We start from the raw sequence: 23,919 nt of genomic DNA, 5'->3' as shown, positions 1-23,919 counted from the left end.
ACCGTCATGATTGATCGCCCGGCCACAGGCCCGCGTATCACTCAAAGCACGGAATGGCCGCCGACAGCGTGGCCTGAACAAAAAAGGGAGGATGTCCATGCTGGGACAGATGATGACGCAGCCCTTGCTGATCTCGTCACTGATTGATCACGCAGAGCGCTACCACGGTGAGACGGAAATCGTGTCGGTTGAAACAGACGGCACCGTAGCGCAAACCAATTGGTCCGACGTGGCGCGCAACGCTCGCCGGTTGGGATCGGCATTGACCAAGCTTGGACTGGAACCACAAGACCGCATCGGCACCCTGGCCTGGAATAATCGCCGCCACCTTGAGATCTACTATGCGACCTCGGGCGCAGGTTTCGTGTGTCACACGATCAATCCGCGCCTCTTCCCCGAGCAGCTGACCTACATCATCAACCACGCCCAGGATCGCGTTCTGTTTTTTGATGCCACCTTCATCCCATTGGTCGCGGCGTTGCAAGAAGGTCTGGGAGAGGTCCATCACTTTGTGCTGATGGGTCCTCGTGATGAGGAAGCGGCCGCGCAGATCGACGGGCTGCAATTCTATGATGAACTGATCGAGACGGGTGATACCGATTTCGCATGGCCGGATTTGGACGAAAACACCGCCTCCGGCCTGTGCTACACCTCAGGCACGACGGGCCATCCCAAGGGGGTGCTCTATTCGCATCGCTCGACCGTATTGCATGGCTTCGCCTCGAATGCGCGAGACGTCATTGGCTATTCGGCGATGGATGTGGTGATGCCCGTGGTGCCGATGTTCCATGTCAATGCCTGGGGGTCGCCCTATGCCTGTGCCATGTCCGGCTCGCGCATGGTTTTACCGGGGCCGGGGCTGCATGGTGAGGCACTCGTCAACCTCATTGACACTTATGGCGTGACGGTCGCGATGGGCGTTCCCACGATCTGGCAGGGCCTTTTGGCCCATGCCGCGCAATCCGACAGCAAACTCGCCAGTCTTGAGCGTACCGTGATCGGAGGCGCTGCTTGCCCACCCTCTATGATCGAGACCTTCCGCGAGGTCTACGACGTTGACACCGTCCACGCCTGGGGCATGAGTGAAATGAGCCCGCTGGGCTCAACCAATGTCCCGATTGCCAAACATCGCGACCTGCCGATCGAAGAGCAACACCGTCTACGCGAAAGCCAGGGGCGGCCTCCCTTCGGGGTCGAGCTGAAGATCGTGGATGACGACGGCAATGACTTGCCCCATGACGGCGAAACCCAGGGCGACCTGATGGTGCGCGGCCCGTGGGTGCTGGACAGCTACTTCCAGATGCAGGACGAGGCGCTTCTGCAGGACGGCTGGTTCGCCACCGGGGATGTCGCAACTCTGGATGCCGACGGCTACATGACGATCCGCGACCGGTCGAAGGACATCATCAAATCAGGCGGCGAATGGATCAGCTCGGTCGAGCTGGAGAACATCGCGGTCGCCCATCCAAAACTCGCCACAGCCGCCGTTGTCGGGGTCCCGCACCCCAAATGGGATGAGCGCCCGATTCTGGTCGCCGTGAAGGCCGAGGGAGAGGAGCCGTCAGAGGACGAACTGCTGTCCTTCTTCGATGGCAAGATCGCCAAATGGCAAGTGCCGGACAAGGTTGTATTCATCGACGCTCTGCCGTTGAACGCCACGGGAAAGGTGCTGAAACGGACCTTGCGCACGCAGTTTGCCGACACATTGACGGGGTGATCTGGGGGAATTGGCTCCGGCGGTAGGGATCGAACCTACGACCAATTGATTAACAGTCAACTGCTCTACCGCTGAGCTACGCCGGAACGGTTCGCGCCGTATAGCAAGCTGTTTTCACGGCGTCCAGTGGGGGATGAAAAGTTTTTTCTGCCGATCAGCAAAGCGCAGTTCTGGCCCGTCTGGACCATGACCAATTTCACCGGATTCTGCTGAGAAGATTGGCTCCGGCGGTAGGGATCGAACCTACGACCAATTGATTAACAGTCAACTGCTCTACCGCTGAGCTACGCCGGAACTGAGGGGCGTATAACAACCCCGATTTTTGACGTCCAGAGGGGAAGCGCGAGAAATCTGAATTTTTTCACGCGCTCACGAAAGTCGCCGGAAAACCGCATCTGAAGCAAGCGGGCCATTGTAGGTGACTTTGGATTTTCCCGCCAAATCAATCAAATGCGCCAGGACGTTACGCTCGGCTGCGGGCAGCAGGGCTTTCGGGGTGTCGGTGTAGATACGCTCGGCCAATTGACGGGCCGAGCCTTGCCGATCTGCCAGCGCCGCCAGGATCTGCGCTTCTCGTCCTAGCCTATGCTGAATCAACCACTCCAACCGCTCAGCAGGGTTTTCGATCGGCGCGCCGTGACCCGCGTGAAAGACGGACCAGTCGCGCTGTTGCAGTCGATGACAGGCCGCCATGAAGTCGGTGAGGTCTCCGTCAGGGGGAGAGACGAGCGAGCTGGCCCAACCCATCACGTGATCTGCCGTAAAGCAGATATCGCCCCAGGCCAGCGCGATGTGATTGCCCAGATGACCGGGGGTGTGGATGACCTCAAGCTGCCAGTCGTCACCCGTGATGCGTTCTCCGTCCGCCAGCTCGGCATCCGGCCGGAATGCGGTGTCGATGCCTTCGCCGCCTTGCACCATGCCACTTTGGGCGAGGTCGGACATGACCGCACTGCGCCCGGCTTCGGGGCCTCCAAAGGCCAGAATAGGGGCACTCGTGCGGGCGGCAAGCGGGGCAGCCAGAGGCGAATGATCCAGATGGGTGTGGGTCACGAGGATATGGCTGATTCTCTGATCGGGGGACAACGCGTCCAGAATCGCCTCCAGATGCGCGTTGCTCAGCGGTCCGGGGTCGATCACCGCCAGATCCCGCGTCCCCAGAAGATAGGTGTTCGTGCCCCGATACGTCATCGGCGAGGGATTCGGAGCCAGAATGCGCCGCAAACCCGGCTGCAACTCATGCGCCACGCCAACCGGCGGGTTGAATTCGTCAGGTGCCTGCATTCTGTCCTCTTTCTCTTGTCCGGGCAGCCCGCTAGGTTTAGCGCATGTCCACGCAATGGCTCAAACCCTATATGCCGCGCGGCCTGTATGTCCGGGCTGCCCTGATTCTTGTCCTGCCGGTGGTGGCCTTGCTGCTGGTGGTGGGCATTGCGTTCTTGCAAAAGCATCTGGAGGACGTGACCGCGCAGATGACGCAAGCCGCCGCGCGTGAGGTCCGACTGATCACTCAGACCATGGCCGAGGCTGAGACCCGGCAACAGGCGCTGGCCGCCGTGCGTCCCGATCTAAGCGCTTTGTCGATGAAGATGCAGTTCCTCGATGCGGATGAGATGCCGGAAATCGGCCGGCGCAGATGGTACGACTTTATAGCGCCACAGGTTGAGGCGGATCTGATGGCGGAATTGCCCGACCTTGTGGCAGTTGCCCTGCCCAGCGGGCAAGAGGCGCGCCTGTATATGCCCACTCATCTGGGTCTGTTGCAGCTGACCTTTGATCGACGGCGTCTGTCCCCTGCAGCGCCGCATCAGTTGATTGTGACGATGGTATTCTTTGCCATCATCATGACCTCGATCTCGTTTCTATACATGCGCAACCAACTCCGGCCCATTACGCGGCTTGCAGACGCGGCGCAGGCTTTTGGTCGCGGACGGGTGGTGCCGTATTCCCCCGGCGGCGCGGTCGAGGTTCGGGCCGCGGGCAACGCTTTTCTCGACATGCGGGCGAGGATCGAGCGGCAGATGGAGCAGCGGACAATGATGCTGTCGGGTGTCAGCCATGACCTGCGTACGCCGCTGACACGGCTTAAGCTTGGCCTATCAATGCTGCCCGAAGAAGAGGCTGCGCCGTTGCAGCAGGACGTGACCGAGATGCAGTCGCTTCTGGATGCGTTCCTCGACTTTTCACGCGGTGCCGCAGAAGGCGCGCCCGAAGAGGTCGATCCCGAAGCTTTGCTGACGCAGATCGTCAGCGACGCGAACCGGGCTGGCCATAAGGCGAAAATTGTAGGCGTCGAAGGGCAGGGGACCGTGATGCTACGCCCTTCGGGCATGCGCCGGGCCGTCGAGAACCTGATTGGTAACGCCGTGCGCTATGGCAGCAAGGCGGATGTCAGCCTGACGCTGACGCCCAAATCGCTGCGCATCCGGGTCGAGGATGACGGGCCGGGTATCCCGCCCGAACAGCGGACTGAGGCCGTTAAGCCCTTTTCCCGCCTGGACCCTGCACGCAACCAAAACCAAGGCAGCGGTGTGGGGCTGGGCCTTGCCATCGTAGCAGACATCGCCCGTGCCCATGGCGGCGTCTTGCGCCTTGGCAAAAGCGAGCGACTGGGCGGGCTGTGTGCCGACATCATCGTAGGGCGCTAGAGGCGCAGCGTTCTTAGGAAAAAAGGCGGAATTTGGTAGGCCCGGCAGGACTTGAACCCGCAACCAAAGCGTTATGAGCGCTCTGCTCTAACCAATTGAGCTACAGGCCCGCCTGAGCGCTTTGAGTACCACGGTGATCGCCCGCGTCAAGCCTGACCGTTGCATCAAAGCGCACAATCGACTAACCCGCCCGCAAACCATTCATGAAGGATAGGCCATGACAGCGGGCAAGAACGGAATCACCTACGCCGACGCGGGTGTGGATATTGATGCAGGCAACGCTCTGGTCGACCGCATCAAGCCTGCTGCAAAACGCACCAATCGCCCCGGTGTCATGAGCGGTCTGGGCGGGTTCGGCGCGCTGTTCGACCTCAAGGCCGCTGGCTATGAAGACCCCATTCTGGTTGGAGCAACTGACGGCGTTGGAACCAAGTTGCGGATCGCGATTGATACTGGTGTTGTCGATGGCGTAGGCATTGATCTGGTCGCGATGTGCGTCAACGACCTGATCTGTCAGGGCGCTGAACCTTTGTTCTTCCTCGACTATTTCGCCACCGGCAAGCTGGACACCGATACCGCCGCGCGGATCATCGAAGGCATTGCCGAAGGCTGCGCTCAGTCTGGTTGTGCTCTGATCGGTGGTGAAACCGCCGAGATGCCGGGCATGTATCCCGATGGTGATTTCGATCTGGCCGGGTTCTCGGTCGGCGCGATGGAGCGTGGTGCCGATCTGCCCGACGGCGTAGCGGCGGGCGACGTTCTGTTGGGGCTGGCCTCGAACGGGGTGCATTCCAACGGCTACTCTCTGGTGCGTAAACTGGTCGAGATTTCCGGGCTGGGTTGGGAGGCCGACTCGCCCTTTAGCGGCGGCACGTTGGGCGAGTCGCTGCTGACGCCCACGCGGCTCTATGTGAAGCCTGCACTGGCCGCGATCCGGGCCGGGGGTGTGCATGCGCTGGCGCATATTACTGGCGGGGGTCTGACCGAAAACCTGCCGCGTGTTCTGCCCGAAGGGCTGGGTGCTGAGATCAATCTGGACGCATGGGATTTGCCGCCTGTCTTTGGTTGGATGGCCGAAACTGGCGGGATTGCCGAAGCTGAGATGTTGAAAACTTTCAACTGCGGCATCGGTATGATCGTGGTCTGCGCCGAAGATCAGGCCGACGCGCTGACGGCTTTGCTGGTTGAGGCGGGTGAGACTGTGTCGCGCATCGGCACTGTGACAGACAAGGCTGGCGTGGCCTATTCGGGCAAACTGCTGTGAGCCACAAGCGCGTCGCGATCCTGATTTCCGGCGGCGGGTCAAACATGGTCTCTCTGGTCGACAGCATGACCGGAGACCACCCTGCGCGCCCATGTCTGGTTCTGTCCAACGACGCGCAGGCCGGTGGTCTGGCAAAGGCGCGGGATCGCGGCATTGAAACGGCTGTGGTTGATCACCGCCCCTTTAAAGGGGATCGAGCGGCGTTTGAGGCGGAACTGCTGAAACCGCTTGAGGCCGCGCAACCCGATATTGTCTGTCTGGCCGGGTTCATGCGGGTTCTGACTGGCGATTTCGTCTCGCGCTTTCAGGGGCGGATGCTGAACATTCACCCCTCGCTGCTGCCGAAATACAAAGGCCTGCACACCCATGCCCGCGCGATCGAAGCAGGTGACGCCGAACACGGCTGCACCGTGCATGAGGTCACCGCGGCGCTGGATGATGGCCCAATTCTGGGGCAGGCGCGGGTCGCGATTGCACCCGAGGACACCCCCGATAGCCTGGCCGCCAAAGTGCTGGTTTATGAGCATCAGCTCTACCCGCCGGTGCTGCGGCGGTATGCGGAAGGCAACAGGTCCGTTCTTATGCTGCCCTGATCGCCCTTGGGTGATTTACACCCGGCGGAAATTCGTCCTATGGTCGCCGATAACGCTCGGGACGGTAGAAAAACGGGCAGTCACACAAAGAACAAGAATAGTACGGCGCATGAAAACTCTGACAACGACGCAAGAGCTGGCTGATTTCTGCTCGGCTGCTGCTGCCTTTCCCTATGTCACTGTAGATACCGAATTTCTGCGCGAGCGGACCTACTATTCAAAACTGTGTCTGGTGCAATTGGCCGTCCCTTCTGAGGATGAAGACAGCGCCGTTCTGGTCGACCCGCTGGCCGATGGTATCTCGCTTGAGCCGCTCTATGAGCTGTTCCGGAATGAGGGCGTGGTCAAGGTGTTCCACGCGGCGCGTCAGGATCTGGAAATCTTCTGGGTCGATGCGCATGTGTTCCCAACGCCGCTGTTTGACACGCAGGTTGCCGCGATGGTCTGCGGCTTTGGCGAACAGGTCGGCTATGAGACGCTGGTACGCAAGATCTGCAAGCAGGGGGTGGATAAAACCTCGCGCTTTACCGATTGGTCGCGGCGTCCTCTGACAGATGCGCAAAAGACCTATGCGCTGGCCGATGTGACCCATCTGCGCAAGATCTACGAACATCTCGCGGCCGAGCTTGAGAAAACCAAGCGCAGCCATTGGGTGTCCGAGGAGTTGCGGATCCTGACCCAACCCGGCACCTATGACATCCGGCCCGAGGATGCGTGGAAGCGTGTCAAAACGCGGACGAACTCGGCCAAGTTTCTGGCGGTTGTGCGGGAACTGGCGCAGTTTCGCGAATCCCATGCGCAGGACAACAACATCCCGCGCAACCGTGTGTTCAAGGATGACGCGCTGATCGAACTGGCCTCGACCAAACCCAAAACGTCATCGGACCTTGGCGGCTCGCGCCTGTTGCTGCGAGAGGCGCGCAAGGGGGCGATTGCGGAAGGCATTCTGGCGGCCGTCAAAAAGGGTGTGAACTGCCCACCCGAACAGCTGCCCAAGGTCGATACAAGCCGCGACAAACTGAAGGTGAACCCAGCGCTGGCGGATCTGTTGCGGGTGCTGCTGAAATCGAAAACCGAAAGCTCGGGCGTGGCGGCAAAGCTGATCGCCACCAGTGCCGAACTGGACCAGATTGCAGCGGGCGAGCGTGGCCTTCCCTCCATGACCGGCTGGAGGTTCGAGGTGTTCGGTGAGGATGCTCTGAAGCTGTGCGAAGGCAAGATCGCACTGGCCGCAAAGGGCCAGAGCGTGAAGGTCGTGCCCCTCTGACCGCTTAGCGGCGACGCGACTCCAGCGCGTTTTGCTGCCCAACCACGCGGACCAGACGAATGCCTTCAAGCTCTTGCCGGGAGACGTTGATGGCGTCGGAGACCATGCGCGAACGCTCAGTGCCCTGAGCCGTTTGCGCCTTGGGGTAATTCACCAGGAAGGTGAACTCCATCACGCCGTTCTTCTGGTTTTCTTCCGAATTCACGGGCACCAGACGGGCGTTGAACGCGCCCTGGCGTTGCGCCGTGCCCGAGGAATAGACGATCGCTCCGGTAGGCGTCGCGTCGATCCGCAGCTCGTCGATTTTTGCAATTGGAACGCTGGTGTCTTCTTCTATGGGACGGTCAAACAAGCCGATGCCATCGCTTTGTCTTGGCACCAGCGCATAGGCCTCGTCTACCGGGGCGGTTTCGACCGGGGCGGGCTGGCTGGATCCGAACCAGTTCGACGGGTTCGCCCGTGAATTGCGCCAGCTATTGCAGGCAGACAGGGTCAACGCGGCGATGATAAGAAGAGACAGTGATTTTTGCATGGACCCACGGCTTTAACAGTCATTCACGCAATGGGTTAGCGCAATTTCCTTGCCTTGAAAAGCCACGGCGAGGGCTGGACAGGGGGCTATCGTCGGCATAGGTCACAATTGTGAATGAAACAGAAGGACCGCCGCGCCATGGCAACGCCCGCCTTTGAAGAAATTGTCGAAGATTTCGAGTTCCTTGAAGATTGGGAGGACCGCTATCGCCATGTGATCGAACAGGGCAAAGCGATGGAGCCGCTGGACGACGCGCTCAAAGTTCCAGCCACCAAAGTGGACGGCTGCGCCAGCCAGGTGTGGCTGCACCCGATGATCGACGGCGGCGTGTTTCGTTTCGATGGGGATAGCGATGCGCTGATCGTCCGTGGCCTGATCGCGGTTTTACGTCTGCTTTACAACGACTTGCCAGTGGCCGAGGTGATCAAGGTCGACGCCGGCGGAGAGCTGGCGCGGTTGGGCCTGAATGACCACCTGTCCGCGCAGCGGTCGAACGGTCTGAGGGCGATGATCGAACGCATCCGCGAGGTTGCGCAGGAAAAAGTGTAGCGTCAGCGCGTTCTGGTCGCCCAATCGGTCAACGTGGTTTCCAGATCGCCATAGCCGGTCAAGCGGCGCTCAAAATCCAGACCCATACGCTCAGCACATTCCTGTGCGCGTGCCGTCAGCGCGGGATCATCTGTTTGGGCCTGATAGACCAGTTTGGTGTAGTTCCCGAAATACATGTCTCGTAGCTGAGGATGACGATCCAGCCCCAGCGGTTTCCAGACGAATGCATCGAACTGCCGGGCCAGAAAATCGGTCAGGTAGAATGCGGTTGTCTCGTCCTCACCCTTTGCGGCAAAGGCCTCATTCCCTTCGAAGAACGAATAGCAATGCGGGCCTTTGACCATCTCGACACCCAGCCGATCGCACGCCTGTTGTAGAAGGCCGCCGGTGCCGCAATCCGCGTAGACGACGAAGACCTGATCGTAGCGCTCACGATGCTTGGTAATCGCGTCCTCTACGGCCTGAGTGATCTTTTCGGGGTGGACATGAAGGATCGCGGGCAGGCAGGTCAGGTCCATATGGTCCCAGCCGTTGCGGGTCTTGAGGTCTAGAATCTCGCGCGCCAAGGCCCCGCAGGCCAGCAAAAGGATACGCCCCTTGCCGGTTTCGTCATATCCATCGGTCGTTAGACGGGCGTCATCGGGATGCTGGTTCTGTGACATTCCGGAGTCCTCTGGCTGGCTGGTCCGGGTGATTTTGCCCGAAAACGCGGCTTGAAACAAAAAGGCCGCCCGAAATCGAGCGGCCCTTTCAGAACAGAAACGGTGTTCTTATCCCGCCAGCTGGTTGTGCTTGCGCGAGACGAAGTCCTTAGCGGTCTCAACAGCCACAGCCGCGTCACGGCAATATGCGTCAGCGCCGATGGCTTTGCCGAACTCTTCGTTCAGCGGTGCGCCGCCGACCAGAACGATGTAGTCATCGCGAACGCCTTGCTCTACCAGCGTGTCGATCACAACCTTCATGTAAGGCATGGTCGTGGTCAGCAGGGCCGACATGCCCAGGATGTCGGGCTGTTCGTTTTCCAGCGCTTCCAGGTAGTTCTCGACCGGGTTGTTGATGCCGATGTCTACAACTTCGAAGCCAGCGCCTTCCATCATCATCGAAACAAGGTTTTTGCCGATGTCGTGGATGTCGCCCTTCACGGTGCCGATGACCATCTTGCCCACGCGCGGTGCGCCTGTTTCAGCCAGCAGAGGCTTCAGGATCGCCATACCGCCTTTCATGGCGTTGGCGGCCAGCAGAACCTCGGGCACAAACAGGATGCCGTCGCGGAAGTCGTGGCCAACCACGGTCATGCCGCCGACCAGAGCTTTGGTCAGGATGTCGTAGGGGGTCCAGCCGCGCTCGAGAAGGATGTTGGTGCCTTCTTCGATCTCTTCTTTCAGGCCGTCGTAGAGATCGTCGAACATCTGTTCAACAAGCTCTTCGTCGTTCAGTTCGGACAGGATGATGTCTTCTTCGTCGGACATGGGGTGTTTTCCTGAGCTGTGCGGACCCTTGGTCCGGGGTGGCATTTTTTTCGTTTTGGCCAAAACGTCGCAGATTTACTGTGACGATTGCGACCTCGGCGGTTTCGGGACCGACGTTTATGTCAAAAATCGGCATCGGGCGACAGAATAATATGCATGATCATCCTGTGTCTGGCTCAGGTTAGCAAAAACAGGGGGCGGTTGCCTCGCGTTCAGTATTCGTCTACCCATAATGAGAGAACGTAAGGTGAACAAATGCAACCTCAAACCAATATCCGCGCTCGAGGGACCGCATCCAATGAAGCGGGTCGCTTTGAAAAATTTGCCACGGTCCAGACGGATGACGGTTGGGACATCGAAGAAGATCAACCGCTTCTGAGAACCGAGGTTCGGGACGAGGTTGCGCGCAGTTTGATCACCTATAATCGCTCGCCCGACCTACCGTTTGACCGCTCGATCAACCCATATCGCGGGTGCGAACATGGCTGCGTGTATTGCTTCGCACGGCCCAGTCACGCCTATCTGGGGCTGTCTGCAGGGCTGGATTTTGAGACCCGTTTGACCGCGCGTGGCAATGCGGCTGAGGTATTGCGCAAGGAATTGTCCGCGCGGTCCTACAGGGTCGCGCCAATCGCCTTAGGCACTAACACCGACCCTTATCAACCCGTTGAAAAAGAACGCGGGATCACGCGCGCCTGTCTTGAGGTTCTGAGGGATTTCAACCACCCCATAGCGATCGTGACCAAAGGGACGCTGATCGAGAGGGATATGGATATTCTTGCCCCCATGGCCGCGCAGGGGCTGGTCCGCGTCGGGATATCCCTGACAACTATGGACGCGGGCCTCTCTCGCCGGATGGAGCCGCGCGCTCCTTCTCCCAAACGGAGGGTGGAGGTCATCCGACGTCTCACCGGGGCAGGGGTGCCAGTGCGGGTGATGACCTCGCCCGTTGTGCCCGGGCTAACCGATCATGAGCTAGAGACCCTGCTGGAGGCCGGGCATGAGGCCGGAGCTGACACTGCGAGCTGGATTATGCTGCGTCTGCCCCGAGAGGTGTCGGCGCTGTGGCAGGACTGGCTGGCTGAACATGAACCAGCGCGGGCCGAAAAGGTCATGGCACGGCTGCGCGAGATGCATGGAGGTCGCGACTATGACCCGCGCTGGGGTCACCGGATGCGGGGGGAAGGAGAGTATGCCGAATTGATCGCAAAACGCTTCAAGGTGGCCGTTAAACGTTTGGGCCTGAAGGTGAAGTCCGACGAACTGCGTCGCGATCTTTTCGCAAGACCTGCGCAACCGGGCGATCAGATGAGCCTGTTTTAGACCGCGCGTCAGAAGCTGATACCGATCCCGGCTGTGAACCCGTTGACCGTGTCGCTGCCGTAGTAGCGGACCATGATCCGAGTGGTGCTCACCCATGGAACCCAGGTGTCGGACAGATCAACCTCGATCCCGCCGCCGACGCGTGCCAACCAATCTGTGCCCAGAACAATCGACTGATCTCCGACCAGATAAGAGATAGACAGATCCCCGACCCAACGCACCGGTCGGCCAAACATCCGACCGCCTGTAGGAAACCGGTACCGTGACCAAAGCACTGCATTTGCAGCTGTCGATTGCACGAGGAGGTCTTCGTCGTCACCAATGGGCCAGTATTCGATATGCGTGTAGCGAAGGCTCATCTCGAACTCTCGGTCATTGGTCAGAGGGCGTGCGTAGTCCAGCGTCAGGGAGCCACCCGCACCTCCGGCCCAGAGGCCGCCGCTTTCGAGAAAATCGGCTTCGATGCCAAGCCGCTCTGCGATCACTTGGGCGGCGACCGACGTGTCAGATTGCGTGCGCCCAATCGAGATATGCGCCATGGGCGTCAGTTTCCAGCGCTCTCCCAGGTCGAACTGGTAGCCGATACCGCCTGTTGCAGCGGCGCTCGTCCATTTGAGCGGCAACGTGGTGGTGTCGCCGGAGCCAGAGAAGAACAGGACCGGGTCATAGCGCGCATAGCCAATATAGCCTTCAAGGTAGATGGGTACGCCTTCGCTCAGCCGAAAGCCCCCGCCCAATTGTGCGGATTTGAAGTCGTACTCGCGGTTTCCCGTATTCGATTGCAGTGAGATCGCACTGGCCGAGTCATCAGGGATGCCTGCAAGACCCAAAATTGCCAGAGAACCCGCCGCGTTTTCGCGCTGGATCTGTTTGAAAATGTCGTCAAGAATCCCTTGCGCCAATCCAGACGCCGGAAACACAAAGAACGCCAAAAAGGCTATTTGAATTAGCCGACATACCATCGCAACACAGGGTTTCTACAATTTCACGAAACCATATCCATGGTCTTAGGCTGAGAGAAGCAGGCGCAAAAACGGCCGGGGCAAGTGACGCAGCGCTACAACAACTCGGGATTAAAAAAAGGCCCCGGAGAACGTCCGGGGCCTTGGTTGTGTTTGGTTTAACGCGCGGTTCAGCGCTTTTCGATATCCACGTAGTCGCGGAGTGTTTCGCCCAGATACAGCTGACGCGGGCGGCCAATCTTGTTCTGAGGATCGGCGATCATCTCTTTCCACTGGCTGACCCAGCCAACTGTGCGCGACAGGGCGAAGATCGGTGTGAACATCGAGGTTGGGAAGCCCATCGCCTCGAGGATGATGCCCGAATAGAAGTCCACGTTCGGGAACAGTTTCTTCTCGGCGAAATACGGATCTTCCAGCGCCTGTTTTTCCAGCGCTTTGGCGACCTGAAGCTTGGGGTTGTTTTCGACACCCAGCAGATCCAGCACTTCGTCAGCCGATTGCTTCATCACCTTCGCACGCGGATCGAAGTTTTTGTAAACCCGGTGACCGAAGCCCATCAGACGGAACGGATCGTTCTTGTCCTTAGCGCGGGCGATGTATTCGGGGATACGATCAACGGTGCCTATCTCTTCCAGCATCTCAAGGCAGGCCTGGTTCGCACCACCATGCGCCGGGCCCCAGAGGCAGGCGATACCAGCAGCGATACACGCAAACGGGTTCGCGCCCGAGGACGACGCCAAACGCACGGTCGAGGTTGAGGCGTTCTGTTCGTGATCCGCGTGCAAGGTAAAGATGCGATCCATCGCACGGCTGAGGATCGGGTTCACCTCATACTCTTCGGCCGGAACGCTGAAGCACATGCGCAGGAAGTTCGACGCATAGTCCAGATCGTTGCGCGGATACACGAAGGGCTGGCCTGTGTGGTACTTGTAGGCCCAAGCCGCAATCGTTGGCATCTTGGCGATCAGGCGGTGCGAGGCGACCTCGCGCTGATGCGGGTCCGAGATATCGGTCGAATCGTGATAGAAGGCCGACATCGCGCCGACAACACCAACCATAATGGCCATCGGGTGCGCGTCGCGACGGAAGCCGCGGTAAAAATACTGCATCTGCTCGTGCAGCATGGTGTGACGCGTGATCGTGGATTCGAATGTTTCGAGATCTTTTGCGACCGGCAGCTCTCCGTAAAGAAGCAGGTAGCAGACTTCGAGGAAGTGGGACTTCTCGGCTAGCTGATCAATCGGGTAGCCACGGTGCAGCAGCTCACCTTTGTCGCCGTCGATATAGGTGATGGTGCTGTCGCAACTGGCAGTCGAAGTAAAGCCGGGATCGTAGGTGAACACACCTGCCTGACCGTAAAGCTTGCGAATATCGACAACATCAGGCCCAGCAGTTGGAGAGTGAACGGGCAACTCATACTCTTTGCCATGGACGGTCAGAGTTGCTGTCTTATTGCTATCAGTCATGGTTGTCCCTTCTTCATTTGTGCGCAGGTCAGTTCATTGCCCTGACCTGCGGGCAATGGCTGCGCGCGGGCACGCAGCCCGGGTGTGTTAGCGGTGCAGCGTTACCCGAATATGAAGATTGGGTTTAATCCGCTGCTTCAGAAAGCCGCGCCAGGGTTTCATCGCGCCCCAGCACAAGCATCATGTCAAAAACCGAAGGAGTGACTGCCCGACCCGCCAATGCCGCCCGAAGCGGACCTGCCAGCTTACCGAACTTGACCTCCTTTGCTTCTGCAAAGGAATTCAGAGCCTCCTCCAGCTCGTTCCGGGACCAGCTAACATTTTGCAGCTGCGGCGTCAATTCACTCAGTATACCATCGGATACAGATGACAGCGCCTTTTGGGCTTTCTCATCGCACTCGATAGGGCGCGAGGTTAGTACAAAATGCGCTTTTTCAAGCAGTTCCGGGAAAGTCCGAGCGCGGTCCTTGAGACAATACATCGCGCTTTCCAGATCACCGGATTGTGTTTCTGAGAGAGGTGGCAGTTCGGCCGCTGCCAAGTAGGCTTCGATTTCACGCCGCAGCGCAGCATCATTTGAGATCGCAATATGCTGGCCACACAGGTTCTCGAGCTTTTTCAGATCAAACCGTGCCGGGCTTTTGCCGATTCCGCCCAGATCGAACCATTCTTTGGCCTGTTCATCCGTAAAGAACTCGTCGTCGCCGTGGCTCCAGCCGAGGCGGGCCAGATAGTTGCGCATCCCTGCGGCGGGGTAGCCCATCGCCTGATATTCCTGCGCGCCCAAGGCACCGTGACGCTTCGACAGCTTCTTGCCGTCCGGCCCGTGAATCAGCGGGATATGAGCCCACACCGGAACATCCCAGCCCATTGCCTCGTAGATCATCATCTGGCGCGCGGCGTTGTTCAGGTGATCGTCGCCCCGGATCACATGGGTCACCCCCATGTCGTGGTCATCCACCACAACCGCGAGCATATAGACTGGCGTCCCGTCCGAGCGCAGAAGAATCATGTCGTCCAACTGGTCGTTCCGGATGGTCACGTCACCCTGGACCTGATCACGGATCACCGTGGCGCCGTCCTGCGGGGCTTTGATGCGGATCACGAAGGGCATATCCGGATGCGTGGCCGGATCAGCATCGCGCCATGGGCTGCGGAAGAGGGTCGATTTACCCTCGGCCCGCGCCTGCTCACGGAAAGCCGCGATTTCGTCCTGGGTCGAGAAACATTTATAGGCTTTGCCCTCGGCCAGAAGCTGATGCGCCACTTCGGCATGACGCGCGGCCCCTTCGAATTGGCTGATGACATCTCCGTCATGGTCGAGACCCAGCCACTCCATCCCTTGCAGGATCGCCGCCGTGGCCTCAGGGGTCGAACGTTCCCGATCCGTGTCCTCGATCCGCAACAGGAACTTACCGCCGCGTCCACGCGCATAGAGCCAGTTGAACAGCGCAGTACGCGCGCCGCCAATGTGAAGAAAACCGGTAGGCGAAGGGGCGAAACGGGTGACGACCTGATCGGACATTGTATTGATTAACCTTTTGGTAACCGCGATGGGCTTAACTTGGCGCCTGTCTAACGAGCCTCAAGGACGGGGGCAACCATGCGTGTTCTCGCACAGGTCCGGTTGGCGCTGCTGAACCAGATCGGGTTTTTGTTCCCGTGGTCTCCGGTGTGTTTGGGCCTTGGGATCGGTCTATATTTCGGATTGCGGTTCGAACCTGAGGGGCCTTTGTACCTGGGTCTGTCCGTCACAGGGTTGGCTTTGATCGGCTTGGGTCGCGTGTTGCCCGCCGGATGGGGCGCGTTGGCAATCGGGGGGGCGCTGGTTGCAGCTGGCTTTCTGCTGGCGGGTGCCCGCGCCCATATGGTGGCGGAACCGGTTCTGTCATGGCGATACTATGGCCCTGTCGAGGGGAGGGTCGTCGCCATGGATCGCTCCGCCTCGGATGCGCTGCGATTGACGTTGGATCAGGTGCGGGTAGGGGACGTGCCAGAGCACCGACGTCCGCAGCGCATCCGTCTTTCTGTTCATTCCGAGGTCGGGCGAATCGCGCCGGGACAACGGATCATGACCACGGCGCATCTGTCCCCGTCGCAAGGCCCTGTCGAGCCCGGAGGGTTCGATTTCCGCCGTCACGCCTGGTTTCAGGGGCTTGGTGCTGTCGGGTACACGCGGGTACCGGTAATGACCATCGCGCCGCCGCAGGACGCGGTGCAAGGCGTTCGGGTCACGGCCATTCGCATGGCAATCTCAGACCACGTGCGCGCCCATCTTCCGGGCGAGGTCGGAGGGTTCGCAGCCGCCGTCACGACAGGAGACCGGAGCGGCATGGGGCAAGACACGCTCGATGCGCTGCGCGCGTCAAACCTTGCGCATCTTTTGGCGATATCAGGCCTGCATATGGGGTTGCTGACCGGGTTTGTTTTCATGGTTTGCCGCATTGGGTTGTCTGCGATCCCCGCTTTGGCCCTCCGTTTGCCCGTCCGCAAACTTGCCGCTGGATGTGCGCTGTTCGCGGCTGTGATCTACCTGATGCTAGCCGGCGGCAATGTTGCGACCGAGCGGGCCTTTGTCATGGTCAGCGTCATGTTCGGCGCGGTCCTGATTGACCGTCGCGCCATTTCGCTACGGGCGGTCGCTGTGGCCGCATTGATTGTGTTGACCCTGCGCCCCGAAACCCTGCTCAGCCCCGGCTTTCAAATGTCATTCGCGGCGACCACCGCTTTGGTGGCTGTATTCGGAGCGCTGCGTGATGTTGGCCCTATGCCGGGGCCGAAATGGTCCAAAGCTGCGGTTGGTCTGCTGATGTCCTCTGCCATCGCGGGTCTTGCAACCGCACCAATCGGAGCGGCGCATTTTAATACGATGTCGCATTACGGCCTGTTGGCCAATCTGCTTTCCGTGCCTGTCATGGGGTCCATCGTCGTGCCCGCAGCCGTCGTCGCCGCGCTGTTGGCGCCTTTCGGGCTGGAGTGGATCGCGCTTGAGGTCATGGGGCTGGGACTGCGTTGGATCTTGATGATCGCTGAGTGGGTGTCCGGGTTGGACGGATCTCAGGGCTATGTGGTTGGCCCGCCATGGTTTGTCCTGCCCATGATCGCGTTGGGGGCACTTTGGCTGGCTTTGTGGCAGGGCCGCGCGCGATGGGTTGGGGTGGCTCCGGTGGTTCTGGCCTTTGAGCTTTGGACCTCGGGCAATCGGCCCGAGGTTCTGATCGCCGAATCCGGTGGGCTGGTTGGTGTTATGACCAGTGAGGGCCGCGCGCTCAGCAAAGGAAAGGGCAGCGGGTTCGTGGCCACGGTCTGGCTTGAGAATGACGGAGACGGTCTGACACAAGGGCAGGCGGCCAGTCGATGGCCGGTCCACGCGGGCCGAGTGCAAAGGATCGCTCTGACCGGGGCCGAGGTGATCCACCTCACCGGCAAACGCGCGACGCTTGAGTTTGACGAATGTAAAACCGGTCAGATCATTGTGTCTTCGGTCGATCTGAAACTCAGCGGAGGTTGCACCATCTACGACCCGGACCGGCTGTATGAAACTGGAAGCCTGTCGATCTCAGGAGGCAAGATGACCTCAAGCGCCGAAATGATCGGCGATCGGCTGTGGTCCCCGAAATCAACGGGGACCCGCGCGAAAACGGGCAATCAGTAGGTCCGGATCAAGCCGACCAGACGGCCCTGAACTTTGACCTTTTCCTGCGGCAGAACGCGGGTTTCATAGGCGGGATTCGCGGCCTCCAGCGCGATGGCTTTGCCACGGCGGAAGAACCGTTTCAGCGTCGCCTCCTGATCCTCGACCAGAGCAACAACGATATCGCCATTGTCGGCAGTTGAGGTTTCGCGGATCACCACAACATCGCCGTCGTTGATCCCGGCGTCGATCATCGAATCTCCGCGGACCTCAAGTGCGTAATGCGACCCCTGACCCGAGACCATCGGGCCGGGCACCGCCACGTGGTGTGAGACATGGCTGATCGCCTCGATTGGAACACCGGCTGCGATCCGGCCCATGACTGGCAACTCCATCGCGTCGACCGAGACCGGCTCGAAATTCGCGGGGCGCGGGCCTTCGGGCCTGTCACCTTCGATCACGCGGGGGGTGAAGCCTGCCGTGGGCTCTCCGCCCAGGCTCTCTGGAAGTTTGACGATCTCAATCGCGCGGGCGCGGTGCGCCAGACGCCGGATAAAGCCGCGTTCTTCAAGCGCTGTAATCAGTCGGTGGATGCCGGATTTGGATCGAAGGTCCAATGCCGCCTTCATTTCGTCAAAGCTGGGCGGAACGCCATCTGCTTGTACGCGTTTGTGGATGAATTCCAGCAAATCCAGCTGCTTCTTGGTCAGCATCGCTCATACCTCGTCGCTTATGCGTTTGCATTTGTTCTACGCATGTTCACGTTTTGTGTCAACGATTTTGAGGATGTTCTACAGCGGCAGGTACTGAACTTGGGTCCCTTCGGGCAAGGCTGGATCCTGCGGCGGGCGCATCAGTAAAGCATTGGCATCCGCCAAAACGCTCAGCAAGGAACTGTCCTGATCCGCGCAGGCCCGAACGCCGTTTTCATCGACGATAGCGCGCATGTAATGTTCACGCGGACCATTGGCTGCAAGCGGTTCGGTCAGTACGGCTGTTTTGAACGGGTTGAGAACGGCCTCTAGCCCCAGCATCCGCCGTACCAGAGGAATAAGGAACAAATAGCCGCAAACCATTGCACTCACAGGGTTTCCGGGCAGCCCGACCATCGCTGCATCCCCCATGCGGCCGGCCATCAGAGGTTTTCCGGGCCTCATACGGATTTTGTAGAAGGAACGATCCATGCCTAACGCCTCGGAGACCTCGGAGACAAGATCATAGTCGCCGACAGATGCCCCTCCGATCGTGACCACCAGATCCGCTCCCTTGGCCAGTCCAAACGCGGTTTCCAGCGAAGACGCGGTATCTCGCGCGATGGGCAGAATGCGAACATGCGCGCCTTCACGCTCCAAAAGCGACTTCAAACCGAACGTATTCGACGCGATGATCTGATCCGGACCCGGAACCTCTCCGGGCATCACCAACTCGTCCCCGGTCGAGATCAACGCAATCTGTGGTTTCCGCGTCACGGGGACCTGAGGGATATTCATCGCCGCCATAAGCGCCATGTCTTCTGGGCGGATTACGCGCGGGGCGGTGATTGTGGTGCCCTTGGTGAAGTCTATGCCCGCTGGTCGGACGTTGGTCTTTTGCCCGGGATCGTCGCTGATGGTGATCAGGTCGCCCTTATGGTCAACATCTTCCTGAATCACAACGAAATCAGCACCTTCCGGCACTGGCGCGCCGGTGAATATCCGCACGGCCTGACCCGGACCCACCACGCCGTCAAAGCGATTTCCTGCTGCCGATTCACCCACCAGCTTGAACATGGCGTGGAGCTCGACCTCGGCCGCTTTGACTGCATAGCCATCCATGGAAGAGGCCGCGAAAGGCGGTTGATCGCGCGTAGCGCTCACGTCTTGCGACAGCACACGACCTGCGGCCTCGGCCAAAGGGACGGTTTCTACGGGAAGGGTCTCAACCAGATCAAAAAGCAGCGCGCGGGCGTCTTCGACAGTTATCATGTCGCCTCGTAACGCCCTGATTTACCGCCGTCTTTCAGTAATACGCGAATACCGCCGATCTCCATCGCTTTGTCGACCGCCTTTGTCATGTCATAAACGGTCAGCGCTGCGGTCGAGACGGCAGTCAAGGCCTCCATTTCAACGCCGGTTTGGCCCGACGTCTTGACGGTGGCCTCGATCTGAACACCAGGCAGGTCGGGGTCCAGCGTCAACTCGACTGCGACCTTGGTCACCGGCAGAGGGTGACAAAGCGGGATCAGGTCCGGGGTTTTCTTGGCCCCCATGATCCCCGCAAGACGTGCGATACCCAGAACGTCACCTTTCTTGGCGCGACCTTCTGAAATCAAATCAAAGGTTTCCAAGGCCATCTTGATGTGACCAGCGGCTACGGCCACGCGGTCAGTCACCTCTTTATCCGAGACATCGACCATATGAGCCTGCCCCTGTGCATCAAAATGGGTGAGCGGCATCACATCACTCCGGGGATCAGCGGGTTGGAGAGGATGTGGCGGGTGGCCGAGGTGACATCATCCTGCCGCATCAGGCTTTCGCCGATCAGGAAGCACCGCGCGCCGTAGCGAGCGATATCCGCCAGATCCTCGGGTGTGCTCAAGCCGCTTTCACAGACGATGGTGCGATCGCCGGGCACCAGCTTGGACAGGCGGCGCGTTGTATCTAGAGTCGTCTCGAAGGTCTTGAGATTGCGGTTATTTATCCCGATCAGCGGGCTCTTGAGTTCTGTTGCGCGCTCTAACTCTTCCTGATCGTGAACCTCGATCAGGACGTCCATACCCCAATCAAACGCTGTCTGTTCCAACTCGGCGGCCTGACTGTCCTCGACCGAGGCCATGATGATAAGGATGCAGTCGGCGCCTAAGGCACGAGCCTCGACGACCTGATAAGGGTCATACATAAAATCCTTGCGCAGCGCGGGCAGGTTGGTCGCGGCACGCGCGGCGGTCAGATACTCTTTCGCACCTTGGAAACTGGGCGTATCGGTCAAAACCGACAAACAGGCCGCACCACCTTCTTCATAGGCTTTCGCCAAGACCGGCGGATCAAAGTCGGGACGGATCAAGCCTTTGGACGGGCTGGCCTTTTTCACCTCGGCAATCAGGCCATAGCCAGACCGGGCGGCTTTACGCAGAGCTTCGGCAAAGCCGCGAACCTCGGGCGCGCTCCTGGCTTCGCTTTCAAGCTCATCCAGCGATTTCTGCGCCTTGTCCGCTTCGATTTCTTCCAGCTTGTAGGCTTTGATTTTGTCCAGAACGGTCTCGGTCATGCGGCTTCCTGTGTGATCCGCGCCAGCGCGGTGACTTTTTCTTTTGCTTTGCCACTGTCGATGCTTTCAGCAGCCATTTCAACACCTTCGCGCAGATCTGACGCGGCATCAGCCACGACCAGAGCGGCCGCCGCGTTCAACAGCGTCGCATCGCGATAGGCCGAGGGCGCGCCGTCGAGTAGAGCGCGGAACGCGACGGCGTTGTCTTCGGGTGTGCCGCCGACGATGTCTTCGAACGGATGGACGGGCAGGCCAGCATCTTCGGGATGCAGTTCGACCTCCTTGATGCGGTCGTCCTCCAAAGCGGCGACCCAGCTTATGCCGGTGATTGTCAGTTCATCCGTGCCGTCTGAACCATGTACCAGCCAAGCGCGCTCAGACCCCAGCAGACCCAGCGTTTCGGCCATAGGGCGGATCAGCTCGCGCGTGAAGGCACCGGTTAGCTGACGCTTCACGCCTGCAGGGTTGGTCAATGGCCCGAGAATGTTGAAGATCGTGCGGGTTCCAAGCTCTTGCCGCGAGGGCATGACATGGGCAATCGCAGGGTGATGCATCGGGGCCATCATGAAACAGATACCGGCCTCATTCAGCGCCTTTTCAACAACTTGAGGGCCAACCATCACGTTGATCCCCATCTGCGACTGCAGATCAGCAGTCCCCGATTTCGAGCTGAGGTTGCGGTTGCCGTGTTTGGCGACCGTCACACCGGCCCCGGCCGTCACAAAGGCCGTCGCGGTGGAAATGTTGAGGGTGTGCTTGCCATCACCGCCCGTTCCAACGATGTCCATCGCGCCCTCGGGTGCCTTCACCGCGTTGCATTTGGCGCGCATCACGGCGGCGGCGGCGGCGTATTCCTCAACCGTTTCGCCGCGCGTGCGCATCGCCATCAAAAGACCGCCGATCTGGCTGGGCGTGGCTTCGCCGTCGAAGAGGATGGCAAAAGCCTGTTCGGCCTCGGCACGGGTCAGAGGGCGGTCGGCGGACGCTCCGATCAGCGGTTTCAGTGCGTCGCTCATGCGGGGACTTTCAACTCTTGCAGGAAGTTTTTGAGCAGGGCGTGGCCATGCTCGGACGCGATGGATTCCGGGTGGAACTGGACACCGTGGATGGGCAGCTCTTTGTGCTGCAGCCCCATGATGGTGCCGTCTTCCAGTTCAGCCGTGATCTCAAGGCAGTCGGGTAGGCTCTCGCGTTCAACAACCAGCGAGTGATAACGCGTGGCCTCAAAGGGCGAAGGAAGCCCTGCGAAAACACCTTTGCCGGTGTGGTTCATGGTACCCATCTTGCCATGCACGATCTCATGGCAGCGCACGACCTTGCCACCAAAAGACTGCCCGATGGTCTGGTGCCCCAAGCACACACCTAACAGCGGAGTTTTGGTCTCGGCGGCGGCTTCGGTCAGGGCAAGACAGATGCCCGCCTGATCCGGGTCGCAGGGGCCGGGACTCAGCAGGATACCGGCGGGGTTCATCGCCATGGCCTCTTGCACATCCAGCGCATCATTTCGGCGAATGACCATTTCGGCCCCAAGTTCGCCCAGATAATGCACCAGGTTGTATGTAAACGAGTCGTAGTTGTCGATCAGCAGCAGCATTTGGCACTTGTCTTCGTTTGGGCATTTCAGGCTGGCGATGCAGCCCCGGGCCACGGTATAATGTCGGAACATACATGCTCAGGCTTGTGAGGCAGCGTCAAGAGGACATCCCGTTCTAGACCCGCCATCAGGTCGAGCGCCACAGAAGATGGCGCAGGATGGGCGAGGCAAGATTAAAGTCGAGAGGCACGAGCAATGCGTGGATTTTTCGGAGGAATGATCGTCGGGGCGGTCGTTGTTTTGATCGTGGGGGTGATGTTGTCGCTCAACACGCCGCTGGCCAATAAGCCGGTGGTCAAGACCCAGGCTCCCGAACCGGTAGATGTGGAAACACCCGAAGCGCCGGAACAAATCGCCGAGACCCCGTCGGACGCAGATCTTGTCGAACTGCCGCCTGCTGGGCCGAAACCCGCCGAAGAGCCGGACGAGGCGCTTGATCTGTCCGATCTGGAAACAGTGCCGGACGAACAGCCTGTCGTGGCTGAAGCCGGGGACGCGTTGCAGGAGCCTCAGGCCGAGTTGCAGGAGCCTCAGGCCGAAGAGCAAACAAGCGTAGCCGTTATGACCGATGCGCCGGCTGCGCCGCAGACACCCAGCACCGCCCCCGCCTTGCCGGAAACAGACGCGGCGCCGGTTGTTGTGGATGAAGCCCCGGAACCCTCTGCGGAGCCAGAAGATGTGGCGACGCTTTTGCCCGAACTGCCATCTCAGCTTGCGCCGGAAGAGGCCGAGTTAGATGAAGAGAATCCCTTTGAAAACAGCCCAATCGCGGTGGAAGGGGATGAGGATACTTTGCCCCGCAATCTGCCCAAACTTGCCGCACTTCCCCAGATCGGCGGAGAAGACACGACCTCAACCAACACACTGGTTGGCACGCGCGTTGTGCCCCTGACCGAACGGGACGATGCCCCGGTTGAAACCGATGAAGCAGTCGTAGACGAGATGACCGGAAAGCCGATCGAAGACTACGCTGCCAGCTTTGAAAATCCCGAAGCCAAGCCTCTGATGTCGATTATACTGATCGATGATGAGGGCTCTTTCGGAGCCGAAGCTTTGCAGGATTTCCCCTATCCCGTCAGCTTCGCGATCAGCCCCTCTGACCCCGACGCCACCGAGAAAATGGCCCGCCACCGCGCCGCCGGGTTTGAGGTTCTGGCCATGGCCGATCTGCACGAATCCGCCAGCGCGCAGGATGCCGAGGTGTCGATGGCCGTATGGTTGGACACGCTGCACGAGACAGTTGGTATTCTGGAAGGGGTCGAAAGCGGAATTCAGGGCAATCGGAAACTGGCCGATCAGGTTGCGTCGATTGCGGCGGCCACCGGTCGTGGGTTGATCACGCAGGATAATGGGCTGAACACGGTCCAGAAACTGGCCGCGCGCAACGGCATTCCGTCGGGCGTGGTGTTCCGCGATATCGATGGTGCACGGCAGGACCCGAAAATCATGCGTCGTTTCCTGGATCAGGCCGCGTTCCGTGCCGGGCAGGAGGGAACGGTTGTGATGCTGGGTAGAGTACGCCCCGAAACGATCTCGGCCCTGCTGCTGTGGGGGCTTGAGGACCGTGGCAACCGGGTTGCCATGGCACCGATCTCGGCAGTTATGAAACGCGAAGTCCAGTAACGGTTCAGCAGAAAAGAGAAGGGCGGTTTATC

General features: G+C 59.7%; 22 protein-coding genes and 3 tRNA genes. 9 read left to right on the top strand and 16 right to left on the bottom strand.

Going from position 1 to position 23,919, the window contains the following annotated elements:
- Nucleotides 1-97 precede the first annotated feature (97 nt).
- Complete coding sequence (locus tag ACR3FB_RS09170; protein WP_480564446.1) at nt 98-1,717, top strand: long-chain-fatty-acid--CoA ligase; 1,620 nt, start codon at nt 98-100, stop codon at nt 1,715-1,717.
- A gap of 11 nt (nt 1,718-1,728) precedes the next feature.
- Here ACR3FB_RS09170 and ACR3FB_RS09165 read toward each other — a convergent pair.
- The 3 genes from ACR3FB_RS09165 to ACR3FB_RS09155 all read right to left on the bottom strand — a co-directional run bounded on the left by ACR3FB_RS09165 (nt 1,729) and on the right by ACR3FB_RS09155 (nt 3,001).
- Nucleotides 1,729-1,803 (bottom strand) — tRNA-Asn (locus tag ACR3FB_RS09165).
- A gap of 133 nt (nt 1,804-1,936) precedes the next feature.
- A tRNA-Asn gene (locus ACR3FB_RS09160) sits at nt 1,937-2,011 on the bottom strand.
- 75 nt (nt 2,012-2,086) lie between these two features.
- Nucleotides 2,087-3,001: an MBL fold metallo-hydrolase gene (locus tag ACR3FB_RS09155; RefSeq protein ID WP_480564449.1), complete on the bottom strand. Its 915-nt coding sequence runs from the start codon at nt 2,999-3,001 to the stop codon at nt 2,087-2,089.
- Nucleotides 3,002-3,045: 44 nt separating this feature from the next.
- Between ACR3FB_RS09155 and ACR3FB_RS09150 the strand changes: the two genes are divergently transcribed.
- Nucleotides 3,046-4,365 carry an ATP-binding protein gene (locus tag ACR3FB_RS09150; RefSeq protein ID WP_480564452.1) on the top strand — a complete coding sequence of 440 codons (1,320 nt, stop codon included), beginning with the start codon at nt 3,046-3,048 and terminating at the stop codon, nt 4,363-4,365.
- Between the two features lie 33 nt (nt 4,366-4,398).
- On the opposite strand, the gene ACR3FB_RS09145 is transcribed toward ACR3FB_RS09150, so the two are convergent.
- Nucleotides 4,399-4,475: transfer RNA gene (locus tag ACR3FB_RS09145), tRNA-Ile, on the bottom strand.
- Between the two features lie 107 nt (nt 4,476-4,582).
- Between ACR3FB_RS09145 and purM the strand changes: the two genes are divergently transcribed.
- The 3 genes from purM (at nt 4,583) to rnd (ending at nt 7,489) form a co-directional block, all read left to right on the top strand.
- Entirely contained in the window at nt 4,583-5,629 is a 1,047-nt protein-coding gene (gene purM / locus ACR3FB_RS09140) for a phosphoribosylformylglycinamidine cyclo-ligase (protein WP_480564455.1), read from the top strand.
- Nucleotides 5,626-6,222, top strand: a complete 597-nt coding sequence (purN, locus tag ACR3FB_RS09135; protein ID WP_419738032.1) for a phosphoribosylglycinamide formyltransferase — start codon at nt 5,626-5,628, stop codon at nt 6,220-6,222. The genes purM and purN overlap by 4 nt, the downstream gene beginning before the upstream one ends.
- 109 nt (nt 6,223-6,331) lie before the next feature.
- Nucleotides 6,332-7,489: a ribonuclease D gene (rnd, locus tag ACR3FB_RS09130; RefSeq protein WP_480564458.1), complete on the top strand. Its 1,158-nt coding sequence runs from the start codon at nt 6,332-6,334 to the stop codon at nt 7,487-7,489.
- A gap of 4 nt (nt 7,490-7,493) precedes the next feature.
- Here the strand turns inward: rnd and ACR3FB_RS09125 are convergent, their stop codons facing one another.
- Nucleotides 7,494-8,021 carry a hypothetical protein gene (locus tag ACR3FB_RS09125; RefSeq protein WP_170466753.1) on the bottom strand — a complete coding sequence of 176 codons (528 nt, stop codon included), beginning with the start codon at nt 8,019-8,021 and terminating at the stop codon, nt 7,494-7,496.
- A gap of 138 nt (nt 8,022-8,159) precedes the next feature.
- Between ACR3FB_RS09125 and ACR3FB_RS09120 the strand changes: the two genes are divergently transcribed.
- Entirely contained in the window at nt 8,160-8,570 is a 411-nt protein-coding gene (locus ACR3FB_RS09120) for a SufE family protein (RefSeq protein WP_480564999.1), read from the top strand.
- Between the two features lie 2 nt (nt 8,571-8,572).
- On the opposite strand, the gene ACR3FB_RS09115 is transcribed toward ACR3FB_RS09120, so the two are convergent.
- Together ACR3FB_RS09115 and ACR3FB_RS09110 are read right to left on the bottom strand one after the other, a co-directional pair.
- The gene (locus ACR3FB_RS09115; RefSeq protein WP_170717909.1) at nt 8,573-9,232 is read right to left on the bottom strand and encodes a DUF1638 domain-containing protein; all 660 of its coding nucleotides are present in this window, start codon (nt 9,230-9,232) and stop codon (nt 8,573-8,575) included.
- A gap of 108 nt (nt 9,233-9,340) precedes the next feature.
- Nucleotides 9,341-10,039, bottom strand: a complete 699-nt coding sequence (locus ACR3FB_RS09110) for a corrinoid protein (protein WP_170373819.1) — start codon at nt 10,037-10,039, stop codon at nt 9,341-9,343.
- Between the two features lie 255 nt (nt 10,040-10,294).
- Between ACR3FB_RS09110 and ACR3FB_RS09105 the strand changes: the two genes are divergently transcribed.
- A complete protein-coding gene (locus ACR3FB_RS09105) occupies nt 10,295-11,362 on the top strand; it encodes a PA0069 family radical SAM protein (RefSeq protein ID WP_480564461.1) in 1,068 nt (355 codons plus the stop codon).
- 8 nt (nt 11,363-11,370) lie between these two features.
- On the opposite strand, the gene ACR3FB_RS09100 is transcribed toward ACR3FB_RS09105, so the two are convergent.
- The 3 genes from ACR3FB_RS09100 to gltX form a co-directional block, all read right to left on the bottom strand.
- Nucleotides 11,371-12,264 (bottom strand): autotransporter domain-containing protein, encoded by an 894-nt coding sequence (locus tag ACR3FB_RS09100; protein ID WP_480564464.1) that lies wholly within the window; start codon nt 12,262-12,264, stop codon nt 11,371-11,373.
- A 230-nt stretch (nt 12,265-12,494) separates the two neighbouring features.
- Nucleotides 12,495-13,790: a citrate synthase gene (gltA, locus tag ACR3FB_RS09095; protein ID WP_170373816.1), complete on the bottom strand. Its 1,296-nt coding sequence runs from the start codon at nt 13,788-13,790 to the stop codon at nt 12,495-12,497.
- A 124-nt stretch (nt 13,791-13,914) separates the two neighbouring features.
- Nucleotides 13,915-15,315 (bottom strand): glutamate--tRNA ligase, encoded by a 1,401-nt coding sequence (gene gltX / locus ACR3FB_RS09090; protein WP_480564467.1) that lies wholly within the window; start codon nt 15,313-15,315, stop codon nt 13,915-13,917.
- Between the two features lie 78 nt (nt 15,316-15,393).
- Here gltX and ACR3FB_RS09085 point away from each other — a divergent pair, with 78 nt between their 5' ends.
- Nucleotides 15,394-17,445, top strand: coding sequence for a ComEC/Rec2 family competence protein (locus ACR3FB_RS09085; protein ID WP_480564470.1), 2,052 nt, complete (start codon nt 15,394-15,396; stop codon nt 17,443-17,445).
- Here ACR3FB_RS09085 and lexA read toward each other — a convergent pair.
- The 6 genes from lexA to ACR3FB_RS09055 form a co-directional block, all read right to left on the bottom strand.
- The gene (gene lexA, locus ACR3FB_RS09080) at nt 17,439-18,137 is read right to left on the bottom strand and encodes a transcriptional repressor LexA (protein WP_170638631.1); all 699 of its coding nucleotides are present in this window, start codon (nt 18,135-18,137) and stop codon (nt 17,439-17,441) included. The genes ACR3FB_RS09085 and lexA overlap by 7 nt on opposite strands.
- Nucleotides 18,138-18,215: 78 nt before the next feature.
- Nucleotides 18,216-19,388 carry a molybdopterin molybdotransferase MoeA gene (locus ACR3FB_RS09075; protein WP_480564473.1) on the bottom strand — a complete coding sequence of 391 codons (1,173 nt, stop codon included), beginning with the start codon at nt 19,386-19,388 and terminating at the stop codon, nt 18,216-18,218.
- Nucleotides 19,385-19,858, bottom strand: a complete 474-nt coding sequence (moaC, locus tag ACR3FB_RS09070) for a cyclic pyranopterin monophosphate synthase MoaC (protein ID WP_170665063.1) — start codon at nt 19,856-19,858, stop codon at nt 19,385-19,387. The genes ACR3FB_RS09075 and moaC overlap by 4 nt, the downstream gene beginning before the upstream one ends.
- Nucleotides 19,858-20,670 carry an indole-3-glycerol phosphate synthase TrpC gene (gene trpC, locus ACR3FB_RS09065; RefSeq protein ID WP_480564476.1) on the bottom strand — a complete coding sequence of 271 codons (813 nt, stop codon included), beginning with the start codon at nt 20,668-20,670 and terminating at the stop codon, nt 19,858-19,860. The genes moaC and trpC overlap by 1 nt, the downstream gene beginning before the upstream one ends.
- Nucleotides 20,667-21,686: an anthranilate phosphoribosyltransferase gene (gene trpD / locus ACR3FB_RS09060; protein ID WP_170688719.1), complete on the bottom strand. Its 1,020-nt coding sequence runs from the start codon at nt 21,684-21,686 to the stop codon at nt 20,667-20,669. The genes trpC and trpD overlap by 4 nt, the downstream gene beginning before the upstream one ends.
- Nucleotides 21,683-22,264, bottom strand: a complete 582-nt coding sequence (locus ACR3FB_RS09055; protein WP_170459279.1) for an anthranilate synthase component II — start codon at nt 22,262-22,264, stop codon at nt 21,683-21,685. Before ACR3FB_RS09055 ends, trpD begins: the two co-directional genes overlap by 4 nt.
- A gap of 195 nt (nt 22,265-22,459) precedes the next feature.
- On the opposite strand from ACR3FB_RS09055, the gene ACR3FB_RS09050 reads away from it, so the two are divergent.
- Nucleotides 22,460-23,887 (top strand): divergent polysaccharide deacetylase family protein, encoded by a 1,428-nt coding sequence (locus tag ACR3FB_RS09050; protein WP_480564479.1) that lies wholly within the window; start codon nt 22,460-22,462, stop codon nt 23,885-23,887.
- Nucleotides 23,888-23,919 lie beyond the last annotated feature (32 nt).

It is taken from the genome of Ruegeria sp. AO1, assembly GCF_056535985.1.
This window is presented reverse-complemented; position numbering and strand designations above follow the sequence as displayed.

Excerpts from the sequence above, each read along its gene's own strand:
- ACR3FB_RS09170 (WP_480564446.1), top strand. The coding sequence starts at position 98 with ATGCTGGGACAGATGATGACGCAGCCCTTGCTGATCTCGTCACTGATT.
- ACR3FB_RS09155 (WP_480564449.1), bottom strand. The coding sequence starts at position 3,001 with ATGCAGGCACCTGACGAATTCAACCCGCCGGTTGGCGTGGCGCATGAG.
- ACR3FB_RS09150 (WP_480564452.1), top strand. The coding sequence starts at position 3,046 with ATGTCCACGCAATGGCTCAAACCCTATATGCCGCGCGGCCTGTATGTC.
- purM (WP_480564455.1), top strand. The coding sequence starts at position 4,583 with ATGACAGCGGGCAAGAACGGAATCACCTACGCCGACGCGGGTGTGGAT.
- rnd (WP_480564458.1), top strand. The coding sequence starts at position 6,332 with ATGAAAACTCTGACAACGACGCAAGAGCTGGCTGATTTCTGCTCGGCT.
- ACR3FB_RS09125 (WP_170466753.1), bottom strand. The coding sequence starts at position 8,021 with ATGCAAAAATCACTGTCTCTTCTTATCATCGCCGCGTTGACCCTGTCT.
- ACR3FB_RS09120 (WP_480564999.1), top strand. The coding sequence starts at position 8,160 with ATGGCAACGCCCGCCTTTGAAGAAATTGTCGAAGATTTCGAGTTCCTT.
- ACR3FB_RS09115 (WP_170717909.1), bottom strand. The coding sequence starts at position 9,232 with ATGTCACAGAACCAGCATCCCGATGACGCCCGTCTAACGACCGATGGA.
- ACR3FB_RS09110 (WP_170373819.1), bottom strand. The coding sequence starts at position 10,039 with ATGTCCGACGAAGAAGACATCATCCTGTCCGAACTGAACGACGAAGAG.
- ACR3FB_RS09105 (WP_480564461.1), top strand. The coding sequence starts at position 10,295 with ATGCAACCTCAAACCAATATCCGCGCTCGAGGGACCGCATCCAATGAA.
- gltA (WP_170373816.1), bottom strand. The coding sequence starts at position 13,790 with ATGACTGATAGCAATAAGACAGCAACTCTGACCGTCCATGGCAAAGAG.
- gltX (WP_480564467.1), bottom strand. The coding sequence starts at position 15,315 with ATGTCCGATCAGGTCGTCACCCGTTTCGCCCCTTCGCCTACCGGTTTT.
- ACR3FB_RS09085 (WP_480564470.1), top strand. The coding sequence starts at position 15,394 with ATGCGTGTTCTCGCACAGGTCCGGTTGGCGCTGCTGAACCAGATCGGG.
- lexA (WP_170638631.1), bottom strand. The coding sequence starts at position 18,137 with ATGCTGACCAAGAAGCAGCTGGATTTGCTGGAATTCATCCACAAACGC.
- ACR3FB_RS09075 (WP_480564473.1), bottom strand. The coding sequence starts at position 19,388 with ATGATAACTGTCGAAGACGCCCGCGCGCTGCTTTTTGATCTGGTTGAG.
- moaC (WP_170665063.1), bottom strand. The coding sequence starts at position 19,858 with ATGCCGCTCACCCATTTTGATGCACAGGGGCAGGCTCATATGGTCGAT.
- trpC (WP_480564476.1), bottom strand. The coding sequence starts at position 20,670 with ATGACCGAGACCGTTCTGGACAAAATCAAAGCCTACAAGCTGGAAGAA.
- trpD (WP_170688719.1), bottom strand. The coding sequence starts at position 21,686 with ATGAGCGACGCACTGAAACCGCTGATCGGAGCGTCCGCCGACCGCCCT.
- ACR3FB_RS09055 (WP_170459279.1), bottom strand. The coding sequence starts at position 22,264 with ATGCTGCTGCTGATCGACAACTACGACTCGTTTACATACAACCTGGTG.
- ACR3FB_RS09050 (WP_480564479.1), top strand. The coding sequence starts at position 22,460 with ATGCGTGGATTTTTCGGAGGAATGATCGTCGGGGCGGTCGTTGTTTTG.